The organism is Pseudoalteromonas sp. 68 DY56-GL68 (assembly GCF_041414825.1).
Classification (GTDB): domain Bacteria; phylum Pseudomonadota; class Gammaproteobacteria; order Enterobacterales; family Alteromonadaceae; genus Pseudoalteromonas.
In genome coordinates this window covers 442,357-458,883 of the sequence record NZ_JAOCZL010000021.1, presented here as the reverse complement: position 1 = coordinate 458,883, position 16,527 = coordinate 442,357, and the positions used below count along the sequence as shown (strand labels likewise).

The following is a 16,527-nucleotide window of genomic DNA, read 5'->3' as shown; positions in this document are numbered from 1 at the left end:
GGAAGGAAGTCATGTATGTCACATAAATCAAAGCCGGCGCTATGGCGTCGTCTAAAAATGAGTTATGTCGCTATGATAGCGGCGTGTATTTTATTAGCGGTTAGCGCACTACCTAACCTTTACCCTAACAAATCTTGGTTGCACATTAGCTTGCCAGATCAAACTGTGACGCTGCAAAGTGTGACAACGTCACTAAATCAACATGGTTTTGAAGTGACTGAAGCCAATGATAGCCAAGCACAACTGGCTATTTTATTAGCTGAGCCGACTCAAAGTGCTAATGCGTTGAGTTTTATCAAAACGCAATACCCACAGCTAGAGGCTAAAATTGTTGAGCATGCGACAAGTCCACAATGGCTTCAGCAGCTTGGCCTTTCACCGATTAAGTTGGGACTCGACTTAAATGGTGGGGTGTTATTCGTACTTGATGTTGACCTAGATAAAGCAATGCAAGAGCACTTAAACAGTGTGTATCAACAAACTAAATTGACGCTTCGCAAAGACAAAATTCGTGGGATTCGGGCAAGTGAAGTAAAAGGAGGGGTTGAGCTACAAATTTTACCAAGCGGTGAGGAGCAACTCGCAGGGCTTGTCTCAACGTTACAAAGTCAATTCAAAGGCCTGATGCAAACTAAATCAACAACGAATAACCTAACCACGGTATTACTGCATTTTAATGAGCAAAGCCAAAACGAATTCAATAAACAAGTTATGGCGCAAAGCTTAACAACCCTGCGTGGTCGTATTGAAGAGCTTGGTATCACTGAAGCAGTAACGCAAAGACAAGGTAAGCAGCGCATTCGCATTGAGTTACCCGGTGTGCAAGACCCATCAGAAGCGAAACGTATTATTGGTGCAACTGCGACCCTCGATTTTTATCAAGTCGTCGAAGTAGGTGGTAAAGCGTTTAATGTACAAGGCGGTGGCGTTGTTAATTTAAATCCGATGGCGATTTTTTCAGGTGATCACATTAATAATGCCAGTGTTGGCAAAGATGAATGGGGCAAGCCTTTAGTTCAGCTTAGCTTAGATTCGCAAGGTGGTGATGCGATGTCTGCTTTTTCGAAGCACAACATAGGTAAGCCAATGGCCACGGTATATTCTGAATACTCTCGGGATGCAAGTGGCGACGTTGTGAAAAAAAGCGAAGTGATCAATGTGGCAAACATTGCCCAGCATTTAAGTTCTCGTTTTAGTATTACTAATATGAAAAGCCCGCAAGCAGCCTACGATTTAGCGCTTTTACTACGCGCAGGGTCGCTCACAGCACCAGTGACCATTGTTCAAGAACAAACCATAGGTCCAAGCTTAGGCAGTGAAAACATTGAACACGGTTTAGCTGCGTTAATGCTGGGTATTGGTATTACCCTTGCCTTTATGGCGCTTTGGTATCGTCGTTTAGGTTTAATTGCCAATATTGCTTTACTGCTTAATTTAACGGCTTTAGTTGGTTTAATGTCGTTATTACCGGGGGTTGTGCTGACCTTACCGGGGATTGCAGGACTTGTACTGACGATAGGGATGGCAGTTGATACAAATGTGATTATCTTTGAGCGAATAAGAGAAGAGAAGCGTAAAGGTCGACCTACATATCAAGCGATTGAGCAAGGTTATAACCAAGCTTTTACGACTATTTTTGATGCCAATGTGACCACCATGATCACGGCAATTATTTTATACGCTATAGGTTATGGCCCTGTGAAAGGCTTTGCAATCACATTAGCGCTTGGACTATTAACTAGCGTTTTTACTGGCGTTTATATTTCGAAAGCCCTTAGCCAAACACTCTACATTAAACTAACTAATTTAACGGGGGCTAAAGCATGAATTGGTCAACATTAACTGCAGCGAGTAAAGCGCGCGTTTTAGGGTTATTGCTAAGTTGTATTTTAGTCATCGCGAGCTTAATTGTTTTATCTGTAAAAGGGCTAAACTTTGGCCTTGATTTTACAGGTGGCTACATCAGTGAAATTAACACAACGTCAGTGACGTCAATTGCTGATTTAAAAGCAAAGTTAAGCCCTGAGGTTGCGAGTAAATTAACCATTAGTAAAGCGGGTGAATATCACTTTGTTTTAAGAGAAGCACCAGAGGCTAGCAAAGCCAGTACTTGGCAAGCAGAGCTGAATGAGCAAGGTGTAGAGTATAGCGTATTATCTAGCTCATTTTTAGGTTCACAAGTGGGTGATGAGCTTTTTGAGCAAGGTTGTTTAGCTTTATTTGCGGCGCTGATTGCAATTATGGTTTATCTTGCCGTTCGCTTTGAATGGCGACTCGCGGTAGGTTCAGTGGTTGCACTGTTACATGATTTAATCTTAGTGCTTGGTTTATTTTCCTTGTTAGGGCTTGAATTTAATTTAACCGTGCTGGCGAGTTTACTGGCTATTATTGGTTATTCATTAAATGACTCAATTATTGTTGGCGACAGAGTCAGAGAGCTTTTACGTATTCAGCCAGACAATCAACGCATTAATACCCATGTTGTGATTAATGAGGCAATTGGTTCTACCCTAACGCGTACATTGATCACCTCAGGCACAACACTTGCGACCATAGCCTGTATTTGGCTGCTTGCAGGGGCTGCATTAACGGGTTTTGCTATCGCGTTATTTGTGGGCATTGTGGTGGGCACCTTCTCATCGATTTGTATCGCCGCGACCTTGCCGCAGCTATTGGGGTTAAGTTCAGAAAATTACACCCAAACACTGGATGATAAAACCAAAGCCTATATGGAGATGCCGTAAGTCAGTTTTATAACTTACTTTCATCAGCCGCTATTTTTCCATAGAATAGCGGCTTTTCTGTTTTAACTGCTTTGATATGAATAAAACACACGTAATTGAACATTTACGCTTTGCGCTTGAGGCACAACTGCAAAACGCCAAAGAAGCGGCAAAAGCGGCCCATGATGCAGCAACTCACGAAGAAAGTGTTGCTGAAACCCAATACGATACCTTGGGTTTAGAGGCCGCATACTTAGCGCAAGGGCAAGCTGAACGAGTTAATGAGTGCTACCGTGATATTCAAGCATTCAATACGGTGTTCAAAGAAAGCGAATTTAATAAGGTTCGTGAAGGTGCATTAGTGTGTCTTATCGATGAGCAAGATAACGCAAAGTGGTTTTTTATGGGCCCAAGTGCAGGTGGCTTAGTGGTAACCCTAAAAGAGCAGCCTATTTATGTTGTAACCCGAGTAGCGCCGTTAGGTAAGCAATTGATTGGCAAACAAATTGATGATGAAGTTGAACTCTCTATTGCTGGCAATAAACAGCTGTACACCATAGATCAGTTAATTTAGTTATTGGTATTTTTAATCAGTAAATTTCATCTTCAAGTAAAAAATATCTCGTTGGTAACAAAGCAAAAAAACCTCTATAAATCACTTCAAGCATAATGCTTATACCAATACGCTTAATTAAGTGAGCAGGTTTGAGGCAATCAAACCTCGTTGAAACCAAGGCAAAAATTTCGTTATTTAGTTGTTCTAAATTAGAAATTTTTAACGCAGGTAGCGACAGGTTTGGTCCCTCAAAATGATTATGTATTATTGCGTATTGGTATTCCAAGCACCCATCTAGTTAAGTGAAATTTAGCCTCATGCGTTCACTTAATTGGTTGGGTGTTTTTCATTTTATCTATGGCTTAATTTAGGAAAAGTCGTGTTTAAAACCTTGATTGTGGTTGATAACAATGAGCAACGTATTGCTCAAAATTTCGAAAATGTCATTACCTTTGACACCTACTTACGTGATTACCCAAAACATAATGAGCCAAAAACGCGCATTTTAAACTTGTGTGATACAGGGCAGTATTTAAGTAAAGGTTATTATTGTTCTTTACTTGCTGAAGCAAGAAAGCATCAGGTATTACCAAGTGTAAAAACAATTAATGCACTACGCAGTGATGAGCACAGTACGCGTCATAAAGAGCTTGCTGGTGGCACAGTATTTTTTGGTCACACAGATCATGAGCAGCAAAGCAAAGCAACTAAAGCGCTATTTACACAATACCCAGCGCCTATTTTAGTGTGTGATGAGCAAGGGGTTGTTAAGCAAGGTACGATTGCCTCATTAAATGACACCGCCTTTACGGAGTTTGTGAAACAACTCAGTAGCTTTACAGAATCCGTGTGGCGTATAAACGATAAAAAACGTCGTTATCGTTGGGATATGGCTATTTTGGTTGATCACCAAGAAAAAGTGCCGCCAAGTGATAAAGATGCTATTGCTAAATTTATTAAAGCAGCTGCTAAACATGGTATTTATGCCCAAGCACTGACATTTGATGAAATTACCAGCATCGCACAGTTTGATGCGTTATTTATTCGTCAAACAACGGCCATCGACCATCCAACCTATCGTTTAGCGAGTAAAGCACAAAGCTTAGGGCTGGTAGTAATTGACGATGCAGAGTCGATACTGCGCTGTTGTAATAAAGTGTATTTGCACGATGCCTTTAATTATCAAAAAGTGCCGAGTTTAAAAACTCATGTTGTGGCTGATACAAGTGAAGAGACAATTGATAGTTTAGAAGCACACTTTAGCTACCCACTGGTATTAAAAATGCCAGAAGGCTCTTTCTCAAAAGGCGTATTTAAAGTTGCTAATCGTGATGAGTTAGTTGCTAAGTTAACTGAGCTGTTTGAGTTCAGTGCGCTTGTGCTTGCACAAGAGTACATGTACACCGAATACGACTGGCGTGTCGGGGTATTAAATGGCCGTGCAATTTATGCGTGTCGTTATTTAATGGCGCGTAATCACTGGCAAATTTACAACCATGATGCAAAACGTTTCTTCTCAGGTGGCTTTGAAACCTTGCCAACATTTGAGCTACCAAAAGTGGTACTTGATGCGGCATTAAAAGCTTGTAAAACGGTGGGTAAAGGTTTGTATGGTGTTGATGTTAAAGAACACCAAGGCAAGGCATACGTGTTAGAAGTGAATGACAACCCAAGTATTGACCATAAAGTCGAAGATGCTTATTTAGGTGATGAGCTTTATATGATCATTATGGATGAGTTTAAACAACGCCTTGAAGCGCGGGGCCGCGGTTAATGAATGCATCTGTTTGTCAAATCCGTTTTGCTAAGGCTGCGGATTTGGCGGCCCTTGTTGCCATTGAAGAGCAAAGCTTTAGCCAAGATAGATTAAGTAGTCGTAGTTTAAAGCGCTGGATCAGCGCAAGCCACGGCTTGCTGATGGTGGCCGAGGTAGATAATCAACTGGTTGGTTATGGTTTGGTGTGGTGCCACAAGGGGACCCGCCTTGCTCGGTTATATTCATTGGCTGTTTTGCAATCTCAGCAAGGCAAAGGTATTGCCTCACAGCTACTGCTTGCGCTTGAAAATGAAACGGCTAAACGGGGCCGTTTATACATGCGTTTAGAAGTTGCGGTAAACAACCAATCAGCAATTCGCTTGTATGAAAAGCAGGGTTACCAGGTGTTTGGTCATTACAGTGATTATTATGACGACCATAGTGATGCCCATCGAATGCAAAAAAACATTCGTCGTAATATCGAATTTAATGCCGATAAACACACGCCTTGGTATCAGCAAACAACTGAGTTTACCTGTGGTCCCGCGGCATTATTAATGGCGATGTCGTCATTAAACGAAACACCTATGAGTCAGCTAAAAGAGCTGGATATATGGCGTGAAGCAACTACTATTTTTATGACATCAGGGCATGGCGGTTGTCATCCTCTAGGGTTAGCACTTGCTGCAATGAAACGTGGTTTCAAAGCCGATGTTATTTTAAATACCCGTGATTCGTTGTTTATTGATGGCGTAAGAAGCGAAAAGAAAAAAGCCATCTTACATACAGTACACAATCAGTTTGTAGCAGAGGCGATTACTGCAAAACTGCCGGTGCGGTATCAAGAGTTAACTTTGCTAGCTATTGAAGATTGGCTGGCTCAGGGCAAAGCAGTGGTGTTATTGATCAGTACCTATCGATTCGATGGTAAAAAATCACCGCATTGGGTGTGTGTAACGCATATTGATGAGCATTGTTTATACGTGCATGACCCGTTTTGTGAAAATGAAAAGCAATTGGCAATTGATTGTCAGCATGTGCCTATAGCGAAAGCTGATTTTACTAAAATGGCCAGCTTTGGTTCATCAAGGTTAAGTACTGCAATGGCCTTTTCTATTTAATATAATTTTGGAAGTACAGTGACGTTCAGTAGTCTATTAGATATTGCTCCATACTCTTGGCCAGCGATTGGCAGCGCTGCATTTTGCGGTGCTATTATTGGTATGGAGCGTCAATTACGTGGTAAGCCGGTGGGTATTCGCACATCAGCATTAATTGTATTAGGGACTTATTTGTTTTTAGCAACGGCTTTTATGTTGCATGGTGATGTGATTGATCACTCCCGTGTGGTTGGGCAAATAATTACCGGAATTGGCTTTTTAGGTGCAGGTGTTATGCTAGCGAAGGATGGCGCAGTGGTTGGCGTTACGTCTGCGGCGACCATTTGGGTACTGGCATCTATTGGCGTTGTCATTGCCACCGATAACTTACTCGCTGCGATAAAGCTTTCAGTGTTAGTCGTTGTTATTTTATATGGTGTTGATGTGCTTGAGGCTAAGTTTAAAAACTTAGGGCGCGGCGTGCACGCACGGGTAAAACGCTATTCAAAGTTGTACTATCGTAAAGAAAAGTGAGCAAAAGTTAGCTATTAAACAACACTAAACGGAAAATAAAATTAATGGCATCTTGTTACACAATAAAGCCTGCTAGTTTACAAGACGTATTGCTGGTTGATTGCCAAATTCCCGAATTTGATGGAAGAAATACGCTCAATAAATTACAAGCTAGGATAGCTAATTGTGAGCACCTTATTTTAGGTGCCTATATAAATAATGAGCCTGTGGCCTACAAACTGGGTTATGCGTTACATGCAAATACCTTCTATAGCTGGCTTGGTGCAGTGGCGCCAAAATGGCGAGGGAAGGGGATTGCACAGGCATTATTGAAAGCGCAGGAAGCATGGATTAAAGAACATGATTATGATGCTATTGATGTAAAATCGATGAATCGTTTTCCTGCAATGCTGAGTATGCTTATTAAAAATGACTATCAAATAGTGGGCTATGAAGACAAAGGCACACCACAAAGTAGTAAAATTTTATTTTCCAAAACATTTCTTCCAGATAAAACTACTTAGGTAAGTTTATTAAAAAGTGTGCGCCTGCTGAGCTCTCAAGCGCACATATATCACCTTGCAGTTGTTGGGTCACTATTTTCTTCGCGATACTCAGGCCAAGACCCATACCTGATTGATTATCTTTGCCTTTGTAAAATGGGGTAAAAATAAAGTGCTGTTCGTTGTTGTTAATGCCGATGCCATTATCTATGTAATGAACTTTTAAAACTTCGTCAAAATCATAAATATTAATCTCAATGACTGGGTTATCGGTTTTGCTAAATGCATGTTCAATGGAGTTTTGCAGTAAAATAAACAGGACTTGTTTGAGTAAATCAGCTGCTACTTCACATTGGCTATGTGGATCCTGATATTTCACTGTAAGTTTAATATTCTGATGCTTTATTTTTTCTTCTAAATGAACCGTTAGAGATTCAGCAAGTTCAGCTAAGGACATAATCGTTTTGTTTGATTGTGGGTTAGGGTAAAGCAAATCTTGTAAAATGCGGATTTTGTACGCACAAGTCGATAAGTTTCGATTTAACAATTCACTGGTGTTTATTATTGTGCTTAATGTGTTTTGTAATGCGAGTTCACTTAATCTTTTTTGTAGCAGTTTAGCTTGAGTCTCTTTTACAGCCAACTCTGTTACGTCTACTGCGGTGATGCAATTACCAAGAGGGGTATTAACTTCATGAGCAATCCCTCTGATTAAGGTAGCAAGCTCTGCAAATTGCTGTTGTTCAAACGCTTGCTTTTGCTGATACAGCAACTTGAGCTGTGTTTCAAAACTTTGCTTTATTGTTTCAAGAAGCTTGATTACAGGCTCGTCATACTTATGCGGTTTGCTATCGAGAATACAAATAGTGCCAAATGGGGTCGTATCTCCAGCACTAATTGGCAAGCCTAAATACGAAATCATATTAAGTTTGATGTCAGGGTTTTCCTTCCAGTCATCATCAATCAGTGCATTTGGAATATTAAGCAGTTTTTGGGTTTTTATTACATGTTCGCAATAAAGGCCTGAATCTTCTAATTCTTCGCTGTCACCAATCTTATAGGGATTTTCTTGATAATCATTTTTCGAAAATACGCTAATAATGTTGTTTTCGACTTTCATTACTAACGCAACAGGGACATTGGCAAACAGGGCTAAAACTTCAAGCGTTTTATTCCAACTCTGCACTAACTCATTATAATCAGGTTGATACATTTATTGGCTCAAAATAGTGAGATACAACTATTTAAAAGCTTAGTAATAATTTCTAAATCAGCAACTTGAATAAGCTATATTGATGTTAATTTTTTAACTTTATTTAATTCATGTGGCCTATGTTTAACCAAAAAGCTTTCGTCTTACTACAGTACGATACTCACTGGGCGTTTGTGATAACACTTTTTTAAAAACCCGGGTTAAATGACCTTGATCATTATAGCCAACTTCAAGTGCCACCTCTTGAATCGATAAATTTGATGAAGCTAGTAGCTCTTTTGCTGCTTGTACGCGTAATTGCTGCCAATACTCAACGGGCGTTTGGCTGGTGGCTTGGCGAAATCGCCGCGTGAAGGTGCGATAACTCAAGCTAAATTGCGCCGCAACCTCATGCAGTGTTAGCTCAGAGGCTAAATTGTTTTTTAACCAAAACTGGATCTGCGCGATAAGTTCATCAGGGTGTTTATCAACAGCACCTTCAAGGTAGCGTTGATCTTCATAAGGCTTACGAATTTCATGGGAAAAGTTGCGCTCAACATGTTGCGCTGCTTCTCGGCCATAATATTGGCTGATAATATGGACAATCACATCAGCAAGGGCATTTAAACTAGCAACGGTATACATGCGCTCAGATTGCGTGATGAAAAAGTCAGGTTTAAGCTGCACATTTGGGTAATCCCGCTTAAATTGCTCTGCATAATGCCAATGAGTAGTTGCGGGGTGACCGTCCAGCAACCCAGCCTCAGCTACTAAGCAGTTGCCGGTCCCCACACCAATAATATTGCTTCCTTGCTGCCAAGAATCGCTAAGCCAGTGTATTAATTGCTGTTGTTTACTCACTACCGGACGCGGGTTACGCCAAATACCAGGTACAATAATTAAGTCACTGGTGGGGGCAGTGTCAGCTTCGCAGTCTGGCACAATAGCAAGACCTGTACGATTGGGGATGGCATTTAAGTTACTTGCTACCAAGTTAATGTTTAAGGGCCTAAATTCTTCTGATTGCGAATGGCTTTTAGTAAAAGCTTCGCCTGCTCTGAGCATTTCGATGGGCAGAGTTAAACTGGTTATTAGCAAGTGAGGATAAACCAATATACTAATTTCTATCGCTTTTGCTTGTTGAAGATTCGTCACTCAAATTGCTCCGACCAGTTAGTTTTGGCTCATTGTGCAGGATATTTGGCTATTTAAGCACAAACTGTGCGGGTTAATCCATTTAAACTTGGTTTAATTCTCGTAACACGTTTTCTCAAGGTTAATTATGACAGCATTACCCGTTATTGTTGGTATGGGTGGTATTAATGCCGCTGGCCGCACTTCTTTTCATCAAGGTTATCGTCGTATCGTGTTAGACAGCTTGGACGCTAAAGCCCGCCAAGAAACATTTTTAGGGTTAGCGACACTCATGAATTTAGTCACGCTGACTGAAGGTGTTTTAAAAGATGCAGATGGAAACACTGTTAATGAAGCTGATATTGAAGCTCGATTCGGTGAGCAGGTTTTAGCTGGTACGCTTATTCGTAAGATTGAAAAAAATCATTTTGATGTTGACGCCACACCTTGGCAACAAAAAATGACGCTGACAGCATCAGATGAGCAACAGATTATATTTGAAACGCGTCGTCGTGATTTACCAACGCCAGTACCTGAAAGTTGGTTAGTTGAAGACCTTAGCGATAAAAAAGTAAAAGTAACTATAAGTGCTGATATTGCAGTTAAACATGACAGCACACGTGATAACCCTATTAAAGCAGCTGGTCAGTTACCAACAGGTTTTGAACCTGCAAATATGTACAACAGTCGTTATCAACCTAGAGGCCTTCAAGCCACTATTTTTGCCGCAACAGATGCAATTCGCTCAACAGGGCTTGATTGGCAGCATGTTATGAATAGCGTTGAACCTGATCAAATTGGCACTTATTCAGCATCTGTTGTTGGACAAGTAGATGGCGAAGGGTTAGGTGGTTTAATCCGCTCACGTCAGCAGGGCGACCGTGTAAGTACTAAACAATTAGCACTTGGCTTAAATACCATGTCGACTGACTTCATTAATGCGTATGTGACGGGTAATGTTGGGACAACGTTTACCACATCAGGTGCGTGTGCGACATTTTTATATAACCTACGTGCTGCGGTAAATGATATTCAAGCGGGTCGTACTCGTGTCGCGATTGTGGCATCGGTTGAGTGTGCAATCACACCTGAAATTGTTGAAGGTTTTGGCAATATGAGTGCGCTTGCTAATGAAGAAGGACTCAAGCGCTTAGATAATACAGAGGTGGTTGATCACCGCCGTACAAGCCGCCCATTTGGCGAGAACTGTGGCTTCACAATTGGTGAGGGAGCACAGGTTGTTATTTTGATGGATGATGCCCTTGCTTTAGAACTCGGTGCAGACATTCAAGGCTCCGTTGCTGATGTATTTGTTAATGCAGATGGTATTAAAAAATCAATCACCGCCCCTGGACCTGGTAATTATATTACTATGGCTAAATCCGTCGCGCTGGCTAGTCGTATTGTTGGCCAAGAAGCAGTGCAAAAACGTAGCTTTATTTTGGCGCATGGTTCAAGTACACCCCAAAACCGAGTTACAGAATCGCTTATCTACCATAAGGTAGCAGAGACCTTTTCTATTGATAACTGGAAAGTTGCTGCGCCTAAAGCGTATGTTGGCCATACGATTGCTCCAGCTAGTGGTGATCAGTTGGCTATGGCACTGGGCGTGTTTAGCCACAACATTATGCCAGGTATCACGACAATCGATAAAGTCGCTGAGGATGTATATAGCGATCATTTAGATATCCGCACTGAGCATTACCAGTGTGATGCAATGGATGTCGCATTTATTAACTCAAAAGGGTTTGGTGGTAATAATGCGACAGCAACAGTGCTTTCACCTGCAATGACATTAAAGATGTTAGCTAAGCGTCATGGCGATGCGGCCATGGCACAATATCAAGACCGTCATACTCAAGTTGCACTAGCACAAGCTGACTATCAACAAAAAGCTGATTTAGGTCATTATGAGCTAATTTACCGTTTTGGGGATGGTTTAATCGATGAAAATGAGATTGTAATGAGTGCTGACTCAATGACAATCCCAGGTTTTGATAAATCAATTGCGTTATCAAAATCGAACCCGTATCAGGATATGTTTTAAGATCAAGACATGTTTAAGCACATTCTTGACAGCAAGGCGCTTCTATAGCGCCTTTTTTCTTATTTAAAGCGCTTTACATATCGTAAGGTTACAAAATTGATCAACGCCATCAAAAAAGCTATTTCATAGCGACTAAACGCAACGGCAATGCCAATTAAACCCATATTCCAAATACTTGCAGCAGTCGCTGTACCATAGGTTGAATTTTTATTCTTTAAAATTGCGCCACCACCAATAAAGCCTATACCGGTGATAATTCCTTCAAGTACTTTTGATTCAGCCTCTGAGCTTGTTAAAACTGACATGCCAACCAATGCATAGCCACAGGACGCCACTGCAACCAGCGGAAAAGTTCTTAAGCCTGCTCCGTTACTTGTCTTTTCTCGGTCAAAGGCCATAGGTAAGGCAAGTAAATAGGCAATACCTAGGTGAATTAAATTATCAATGACTTCATGCCAGTCTAAATTAAAGTCCATTTATCAATTCCTTAAATATACACTCTGTTTAAATAGCAAGTTTAATACCTAGTTAATATTTATAGAAAAATAAAGTAATTAGGACATCTAGCCGAGTTTTAGTAGATCTTAATTGCTATAATTTTGCGAATTTTACCCAGTAGCGTGTCAAATTTTCAGACTTAGTTTATTTGCACACCGTCATGCACTTTTTAAAAGTGTTCACTATGTAGGCTATAATTTGAAACATTCAATCACCATGCTAGAAAAAACATCGCTGGCTATTTGTATTTTTATTGCGCTCATTGCTGCGGCTCAGCCTGAACTGATGACGAAACATATACAGCCTATGGTTCAATACATCCTCTCTTTTCTAGGAAGTGGCTTTTTCCTGTTCGTTAACTTCTTATTATTTGCCGTTATCATTCTTTCATTTAGCCCCTTGGGGAGCCGAAAAATAGGCGGTGAACATGCAAAAATTGAATATTCCAACTTTGGCTGGTTTGCTATGTTATTCGCAGCCGGAATGGGGTCAGGGCTGATCTTTTGGGGAGTTGCAGAGCCTGCAATGCATTTTATGAACCCTCCTTTAAAGCAAAGTCTATACCCTGATAGGTTAGCAAGTAGCCTTGCATTAACCCTTGTTAATTGGGGAGCTCATGCATGGGCCTTGTATGCCGTTTTTGGCTTAGTGCTAGGAGGGTTGACGCAATACAGTGGTAACTCTGGCGATATATGTGCGCCTGTTATGAGTGCGTTTGGAAATAAACTTAGCCTACGTAAGAAGCGAGGAGTGGACTTTACGATTAAACTACTTGCAGTTTTTGCTGTGTTCTTCGGCGTTGTTGGAACAATTGCAAACTCAACATTACTTATTAGTAAGGGCGTTGAGGTTGAACTGGGTATTACATCGCCTTTATTGATAGGCACTGTAATCGTAAGTGTATTATTTGTTATTTATACTTTATCAGCGAAATTAGGCCTTAGAAGAGGGGTGCAATCGTTAAGTATCTTTAATGTCCTTTTAGCATTTTCATTATTGATTTGGCTATTATTTATCGTGCCTGTTGCACCTATTATGAAGATTGCACTAGATGGAACAGGTTATTATTTACAATTACTAGCCACAGGAACATGGCAGTTTGATAGTCAATTAAACACATCCATTTGGGCAACGCACTGGACATATAACTATTATTTTTGGTGGTTAGCTTGGGGGCCATTTGTCGGTGTATTTCTAGCCAACATTAGTCAAGGCAGAAAAGTGTGGCAATTTATTTTGGCGGTTGTCGGTATTCCTACATGTGTCACGATTATTTGGTTTTCTGTATTCTCTGGCGCTGCAATTGAGTGGGACAAACTAAACCAAGCCGGTATTTTATCAGCGATTAAGCATGACTACACTCAAGGGTTGTTTGTATTTTTTAGTCAGTTAGGCTGGCAAGGAACCATTTTGATATGGAGTAGCTTGTTATTACTTTTAGTGTTTGTTGCAACCTCGGCGGACTCCGCTATTTTAGTGATAAGGCAGCTTGTTCAAAATCAGTTTAAAAATGAGAGCACACTGTATGCATGGTGTTTGGCGTTATTTATGTGCAGTTTTGCACTGCTTTTACAACAAGATGAGCCTTTAAATCGGAGTATAGCGATTTTAGGGGCTTTGCCATTTTTAGCTGTTTTTATTTTGCAATTAGCAGGGTTTTTGAAAGAGTTTGTTCGTGACTTGTGTGCATAATTCAAACATTTTTTTACAGTAAAATATAAGCAGAGCAATATACTTAATGAGTTATTATGAGTGTGAGGAAAAGGATGTCTAAACTTATTACATTAATTTTCGCCTTCGTAGTGCTTAGCGGCTGTACAGCGATCGGCTTTGTTGCAGATGGTATTGCAGGTAGAAGTAATCAAGCACAATCGGCAAGTGCTTATTCCGAGGTTAGGTCAAATCATCGCGTGAACTACGGTTTAACAATGACTATGTTAGGCTATGAAATAGATAAAGCGATTATTGGAGCGCTTGAAAAAGGAAGTAAAGATAAAAAAGTTAAACTTGAATGTCGCAAAATAAGTCGAGTTGTGAAAGAGTGTGTGGAGCTAACGGTAACACCTAAAATTCAATCTATTAAAAGGGAGAGCCGTAATAATGGTTAGTCGAATAAAATACATAGTTCTGATTGTGTTAATTTTTCAACTCACAGGTTGCACTCTTGCAGGGGTAATACTGGATGGTCAAGCTAACAACTCTCGCTCAAACAGTACTAAAAATGCGGCCGGTTCAGGTGTGTTTGTCAAAGATTCAGAGGCAAAATCTTTTGGAGAACTTGGCGAGCAAATAGATAAATCAATTATAAATTTTATTATTGATACTGCAGAGAAAAAGCCACAGTTAAAATGCAGACAAATAACAAGGACTATTAAAGAGTGTGAGGAAATTGATCCCCCACACTCATCAAATGGCAATTAAAGGTATTGCTCATGAAACACTAAGTGCTCATCGATAAAGCTACTAATAAAAAAGTAACTGTGATCATAGCCTGCGTGCATGTTTATCTCAGCGGGGTAATCTCTTTCATTCACTACTGCAAATAAGTTTTCTGTTTTAAGCTGCTCTGTTAAAAAGTTATCAGCTTCGCCTTGATCAACGCGTATTGGCAGGTAATTATCAGCTTCTGCCTGCTTCATTAGTTCACACGTATCGTATTTAAGCCAACTGCTTTTGTTACTACCTAAATAGTTAGTAAACGCCTTTTCACCCCATGGGCAGTTAACAGGGTTTACGATTGGGCTAAAGGCACTGGCACTTACATATTGCTCAGGGTTTCTAAGGGCAATCATCAATGCGCCGTGACCACCCATTGAGTGACCTGCAATGGCTTTTTTATCACTGACGGGGAAGTGTGCCTCAATAAGTGCCGGTAACTCAGAAACAACATAATCGTACATATTATAATGCACGTTATAAGGGGCCTCTGTAGCGTTCACATAAAAACCTGCACCTTGGCCAAAGTCGTAGTTTTCATCATCAGGCACATTATCACCACGAGGGCTCGTGTCTGGTGCAACGATTGCAATACCTAGCTCAGCCGCTTTTTTGAAGGCACCTGCTTTTTGCATAAAGTTTTCATCAGTACAGGTTAAACCTGATAACCAATACATGACGGGTACTTTGTTTGTTTCACTGGCACCAGGCGGTAAAAATATTGCAAAACGCATAGCACAATGGGTACTGCTTGCTTGGTGTGTGTATTGTTTATGCCAGCCACCGCTGACTTTTGTTGAGCTTATGTTTTCTAGCATAACCACATCCTTGAAACGAAGACGCTTGGGGTCAGCCAAGCGTCAGGTTTATAGATTAATAATGAATGACTGAGCGGATGCTCTTACCTTCGTGCATTAAGTCAAAGGCTTCATTGATATCTTCAAGTTTCATGGTGTGAGTGATGAAGTCGTTTAACGCAAACTCACCATTCATATAACGCTCAACAATTTCAGGTAACTCAGAACGACCTTTAACACCACCAAATGCACTACCACGCCATACACGGCCTGTTACAAGTTGGAATGGACGCGTTGAGATTTCTTGGCCAGCACCAGCTACACCAATGATGACTGATTCGCCCCAGCCTTTGTGACAACATTCAAGTGCAGAACGCATAACATCAACGTTACCAATACACTCAAATGAGAAATCAACACCACCGTCAGTCATTTCAACAATGACTTCTTGAATTGGTTTGTCGAAATCTTTCGGGTTTACTAGGTCTGTTGCCCCCAGTTTTGTAGCCAAATCAAATTTGCTAGTATTGATATCGATACCAATAATACGGCTTGCACCAGCCATTTTCGCACCAATAATCGCTGATAAACCAATACCACCTAGGCCAAAAATAGCCACAGTGTCGCCTTTTTGTACTTTAGCTGTTTTCGTTACAGCACCCATGCCTGTGGTAACACCACAGCCAAGTAAACAAATCTCTTCAAGTGGCGCTTCTTTGCTCACTTTAGCAAGTGAAATCTCAGGCAATACTGTGTACTCAGAGAAGGTTGAGCACCCCATATAATGATAAATCGGTTGACCATCTTTATAGAAACGAGTGGTGCCATCTGGCATTAAACCTTTACCTTGCGTTTCACGCACTGCAGAGCATAGGTTGGTTTTACCTGATTTACACATCTTACATTCACCACACTCGGCAGTGTAAAGAGGGATTACGTGATCGCCTACTTCTACATGTGTCACACCTTCACCCACAGCTTCAACAATACCACCACCTTCATGGCCAAGGATTGCTGGGAAAATACCTTCAGGGTCTTCACCAGATAAAGTAAATGCATCTGTGTGGCAAACACCAGTAGCAACAATCTTTACAAGCACTTCGCCTTTTTTTGGCATCATTACATCCACTTCTTCGATTGATAGTGGTTGATTTGGACCCCAAGCGATAGCCGCTTTTGATTTAATAAAATCAGTCATAACGTTCCCTTATAGTTGTTGGAAGTAAGTAATAAACCTAGTCTATTTTATTTATTTCTCAATGAATGATAATC

The 16,527-nt window shown here is 40.8% G+C and carries 16 protein-coding genes; 11 read left to right on the top strand and 5 right to left on the bottom strand.

Annotation, left to right across the window (positions count from 1 at the left end; translation table 11 throughout):
- Nucleotides 1-15 precede the first annotated feature (15 nt).
- The 7 genes from secD to NYF15_RS16505 all read left to right on the top strand — a co-directional run bounded on the left by secD (nt 16) and on the right by NYF15_RS16505 (nt 7,172).
- Complete coding sequence (gene secD, locus NYF15_RS16535) at nt 16-1,827, top strand: protein translocase subunit SecD (protein ID WP_371354152.1); 1,812 nt, start codon at nt 16-18, stop codon at nt 1,825-1,827.
- Entirely contained in the window at nt 1,824-2,744 is a 921-nt protein-coding gene (gene secF / locus NYF15_RS16530) for a protein translocase subunit SecF (RefSeq protein ID WP_371354151.1), read from the top strand. The genes secD and secF overlap by 4 nt, the downstream gene beginning before the upstream one ends.
- Before the next feature lie 76 nt (nt 2,745-2,820).
- Nucleotides 2,821-3,297, top strand: a complete 477-nt coding sequence (locus NYF15_RS16525; protein ID WP_371354150.1) for a transcription elongation factor GreAB — start codon at nt 2,821-2,823, stop codon at nt 3,295-3,297.
- Between the two features lie 361 nt (nt 3,298-3,658).
- Nucleotides 3,659-5,053 (top strand): RimK family protein, encoded by a 1,395-nt coding sequence (locus tag NYF15_RS16520; protein ID WP_371354149.1) that lies wholly within the window; start codon nt 3,659-3,661, stop codon nt 5,051-5,053.
- Nucleotides 5,053-6,156 (top strand): peptidase C39 family protein, encoded by a 1,104-nt coding sequence (locus NYF15_RS16515; protein WP_371354148.1) that lies wholly within the window; start codon nt 5,053-5,055, stop codon nt 6,154-6,156. The genes NYF15_RS16520 and NYF15_RS16515 overlap by 1 nt, the downstream gene beginning before the upstream one ends.
- An 18-nt stretch (nt 6,157-6,174) precedes the next feature.
- A complete protein-coding gene (locus NYF15_RS16510) occupies nt 6,175-6,669 on the top strand; it encodes an MgtC/SapB family protein (RefSeq protein WP_130149754.1) in 495 nt (164 codons plus the stop codon).
- Nucleotides 6,670-6,713: 44 nt separating this feature from the next.
- Nucleotides 6,714-7,172, top strand: coding sequence for a GNAT family N-acetyltransferase (locus NYF15_RS16505; protein WP_371354147.1), 459 nt, complete (start codon nt 6,714-6,716; stop codon nt 7,170-7,172).
- On the opposite strand, the gene NYF15_RS16500 is transcribed toward NYF15_RS16505, so the two are convergent.
- Nucleotides 7,165-8,364 carry an ATP-binding protein gene (locus tag NYF15_RS16500; protein WP_371354146.1) on the bottom strand — a complete coding sequence of 400 codons (1,200 nt, stop codon included), beginning with the start codon at nt 8,362-8,364 and terminating at the stop codon, nt 7,165-7,167. The two genes, NYF15_RS16505 and NYF15_RS16500, sit on opposite strands and share 8 nt — an antisense overlap.
- Nucleotides 8,365-8,487: 123 nt before the next feature.
- Nucleotides 8,488-9,498: a GlxA family transcriptional regulator gene (locus NYF15_RS16495; protein ID WP_371354145.1), complete on the bottom strand. Its 1,011-nt coding sequence runs from the start codon at nt 9,496-9,498 to the stop codon at nt 8,488-8,490.
- Nucleotides 9,499-9,625: 127 nt separating this feature from the next.
- Between NYF15_RS16495 and NYF15_RS16490 the strand changes: the two genes are divergently transcribed.
- Nucleotides 9,626-11,524, top strand: coding sequence for a beta-ketoacyl synthase (locus NYF15_RS16490; protein ID WP_371354144.1), 1,899 nt, complete (start codon nt 9,626-9,628; stop codon nt 11,522-11,524).
- Nucleotides 11,525-11,583: 59 nt separating this feature from the next.
- Here the strand turns inward: NYF15_RS16490 and NYF15_RS16485 are convergent, their stop codons facing one another.
- A complete protein-coding gene (locus tag NYF15_RS16485; RefSeq protein WP_130149759.1) occupies nt 11,584-12,000 on the bottom strand; it encodes an MgtC/SapB family protein in 417 nt (138 codons plus the stop codon).
- Between the two features lie 220 nt (nt 12,001-12,220).
- On the opposite strand from NYF15_RS16485, the gene NYF15_RS16480 reads away from it, so the two are divergent.
- The 3 genes from NYF15_RS16480 (at nt 12,221) to NYF15_RS16470 (ending at nt 14,443) form a co-directional block, all read left to right on the top strand.
- Nucleotides 12,221-13,714, top strand: a complete 1,494-nt coding sequence (locus NYF15_RS16480; protein ID WP_371354143.1) for a BCCT family transporter — start codon at nt 12,221-12,223, stop codon at nt 13,712-13,714.
- A gap of 74 nt (nt 13,715-13,788) precedes the next feature.
- A complete protein-coding gene (locus NYF15_RS16475) occupies nt 13,789-14,130 on the top strand; it encodes a hypothetical protein (RefSeq protein ID WP_371354142.1) in 342 nt (113 codons plus the stop codon).
- Nucleotides 14,123-14,443 carry a hypothetical protein gene (locus NYF15_RS16470; protein WP_371354141.1) on the top strand — a complete coding sequence of 107 codons (321 nt, stop codon included), beginning with the start codon at nt 14,123-14,125 and terminating at the stop codon, nt 14,441-14,443. The genes NYF15_RS16475 and NYF15_RS16470 overlap by 8 nt, the downstream gene beginning before the upstream one ends.
- Here NYF15_RS16470 and fghA read toward each other — a convergent pair.
- Nucleotides 14,440-15,276, bottom strand: a complete 837-nt coding sequence (gene fghA, locus NYF15_RS16465) for an S-formylglutathione hydrolase (protein WP_341804244.1) — start codon at nt 15,274-15,276, stop codon at nt 14,440-14,442. The genes NYF15_RS16470 and fghA overlap by 4 nt on opposite strands.
- A gap of 55 nt (nt 15,277-15,331) precedes the next feature.
- Nucleotides 15,332-16,453, bottom strand: coding sequence for an S-(hydroxymethyl)glutathione dehydrogenase/class III alcohol dehydrogenase (locus tag NYF15_RS16460; RefSeq protein WP_062568960.1), 1,122 nt, complete (start codon nt 16,451-16,453; stop codon nt 15,332-15,334).
- Nucleotides 16,454-16,527: the final 74 nt, after the last annotated feature.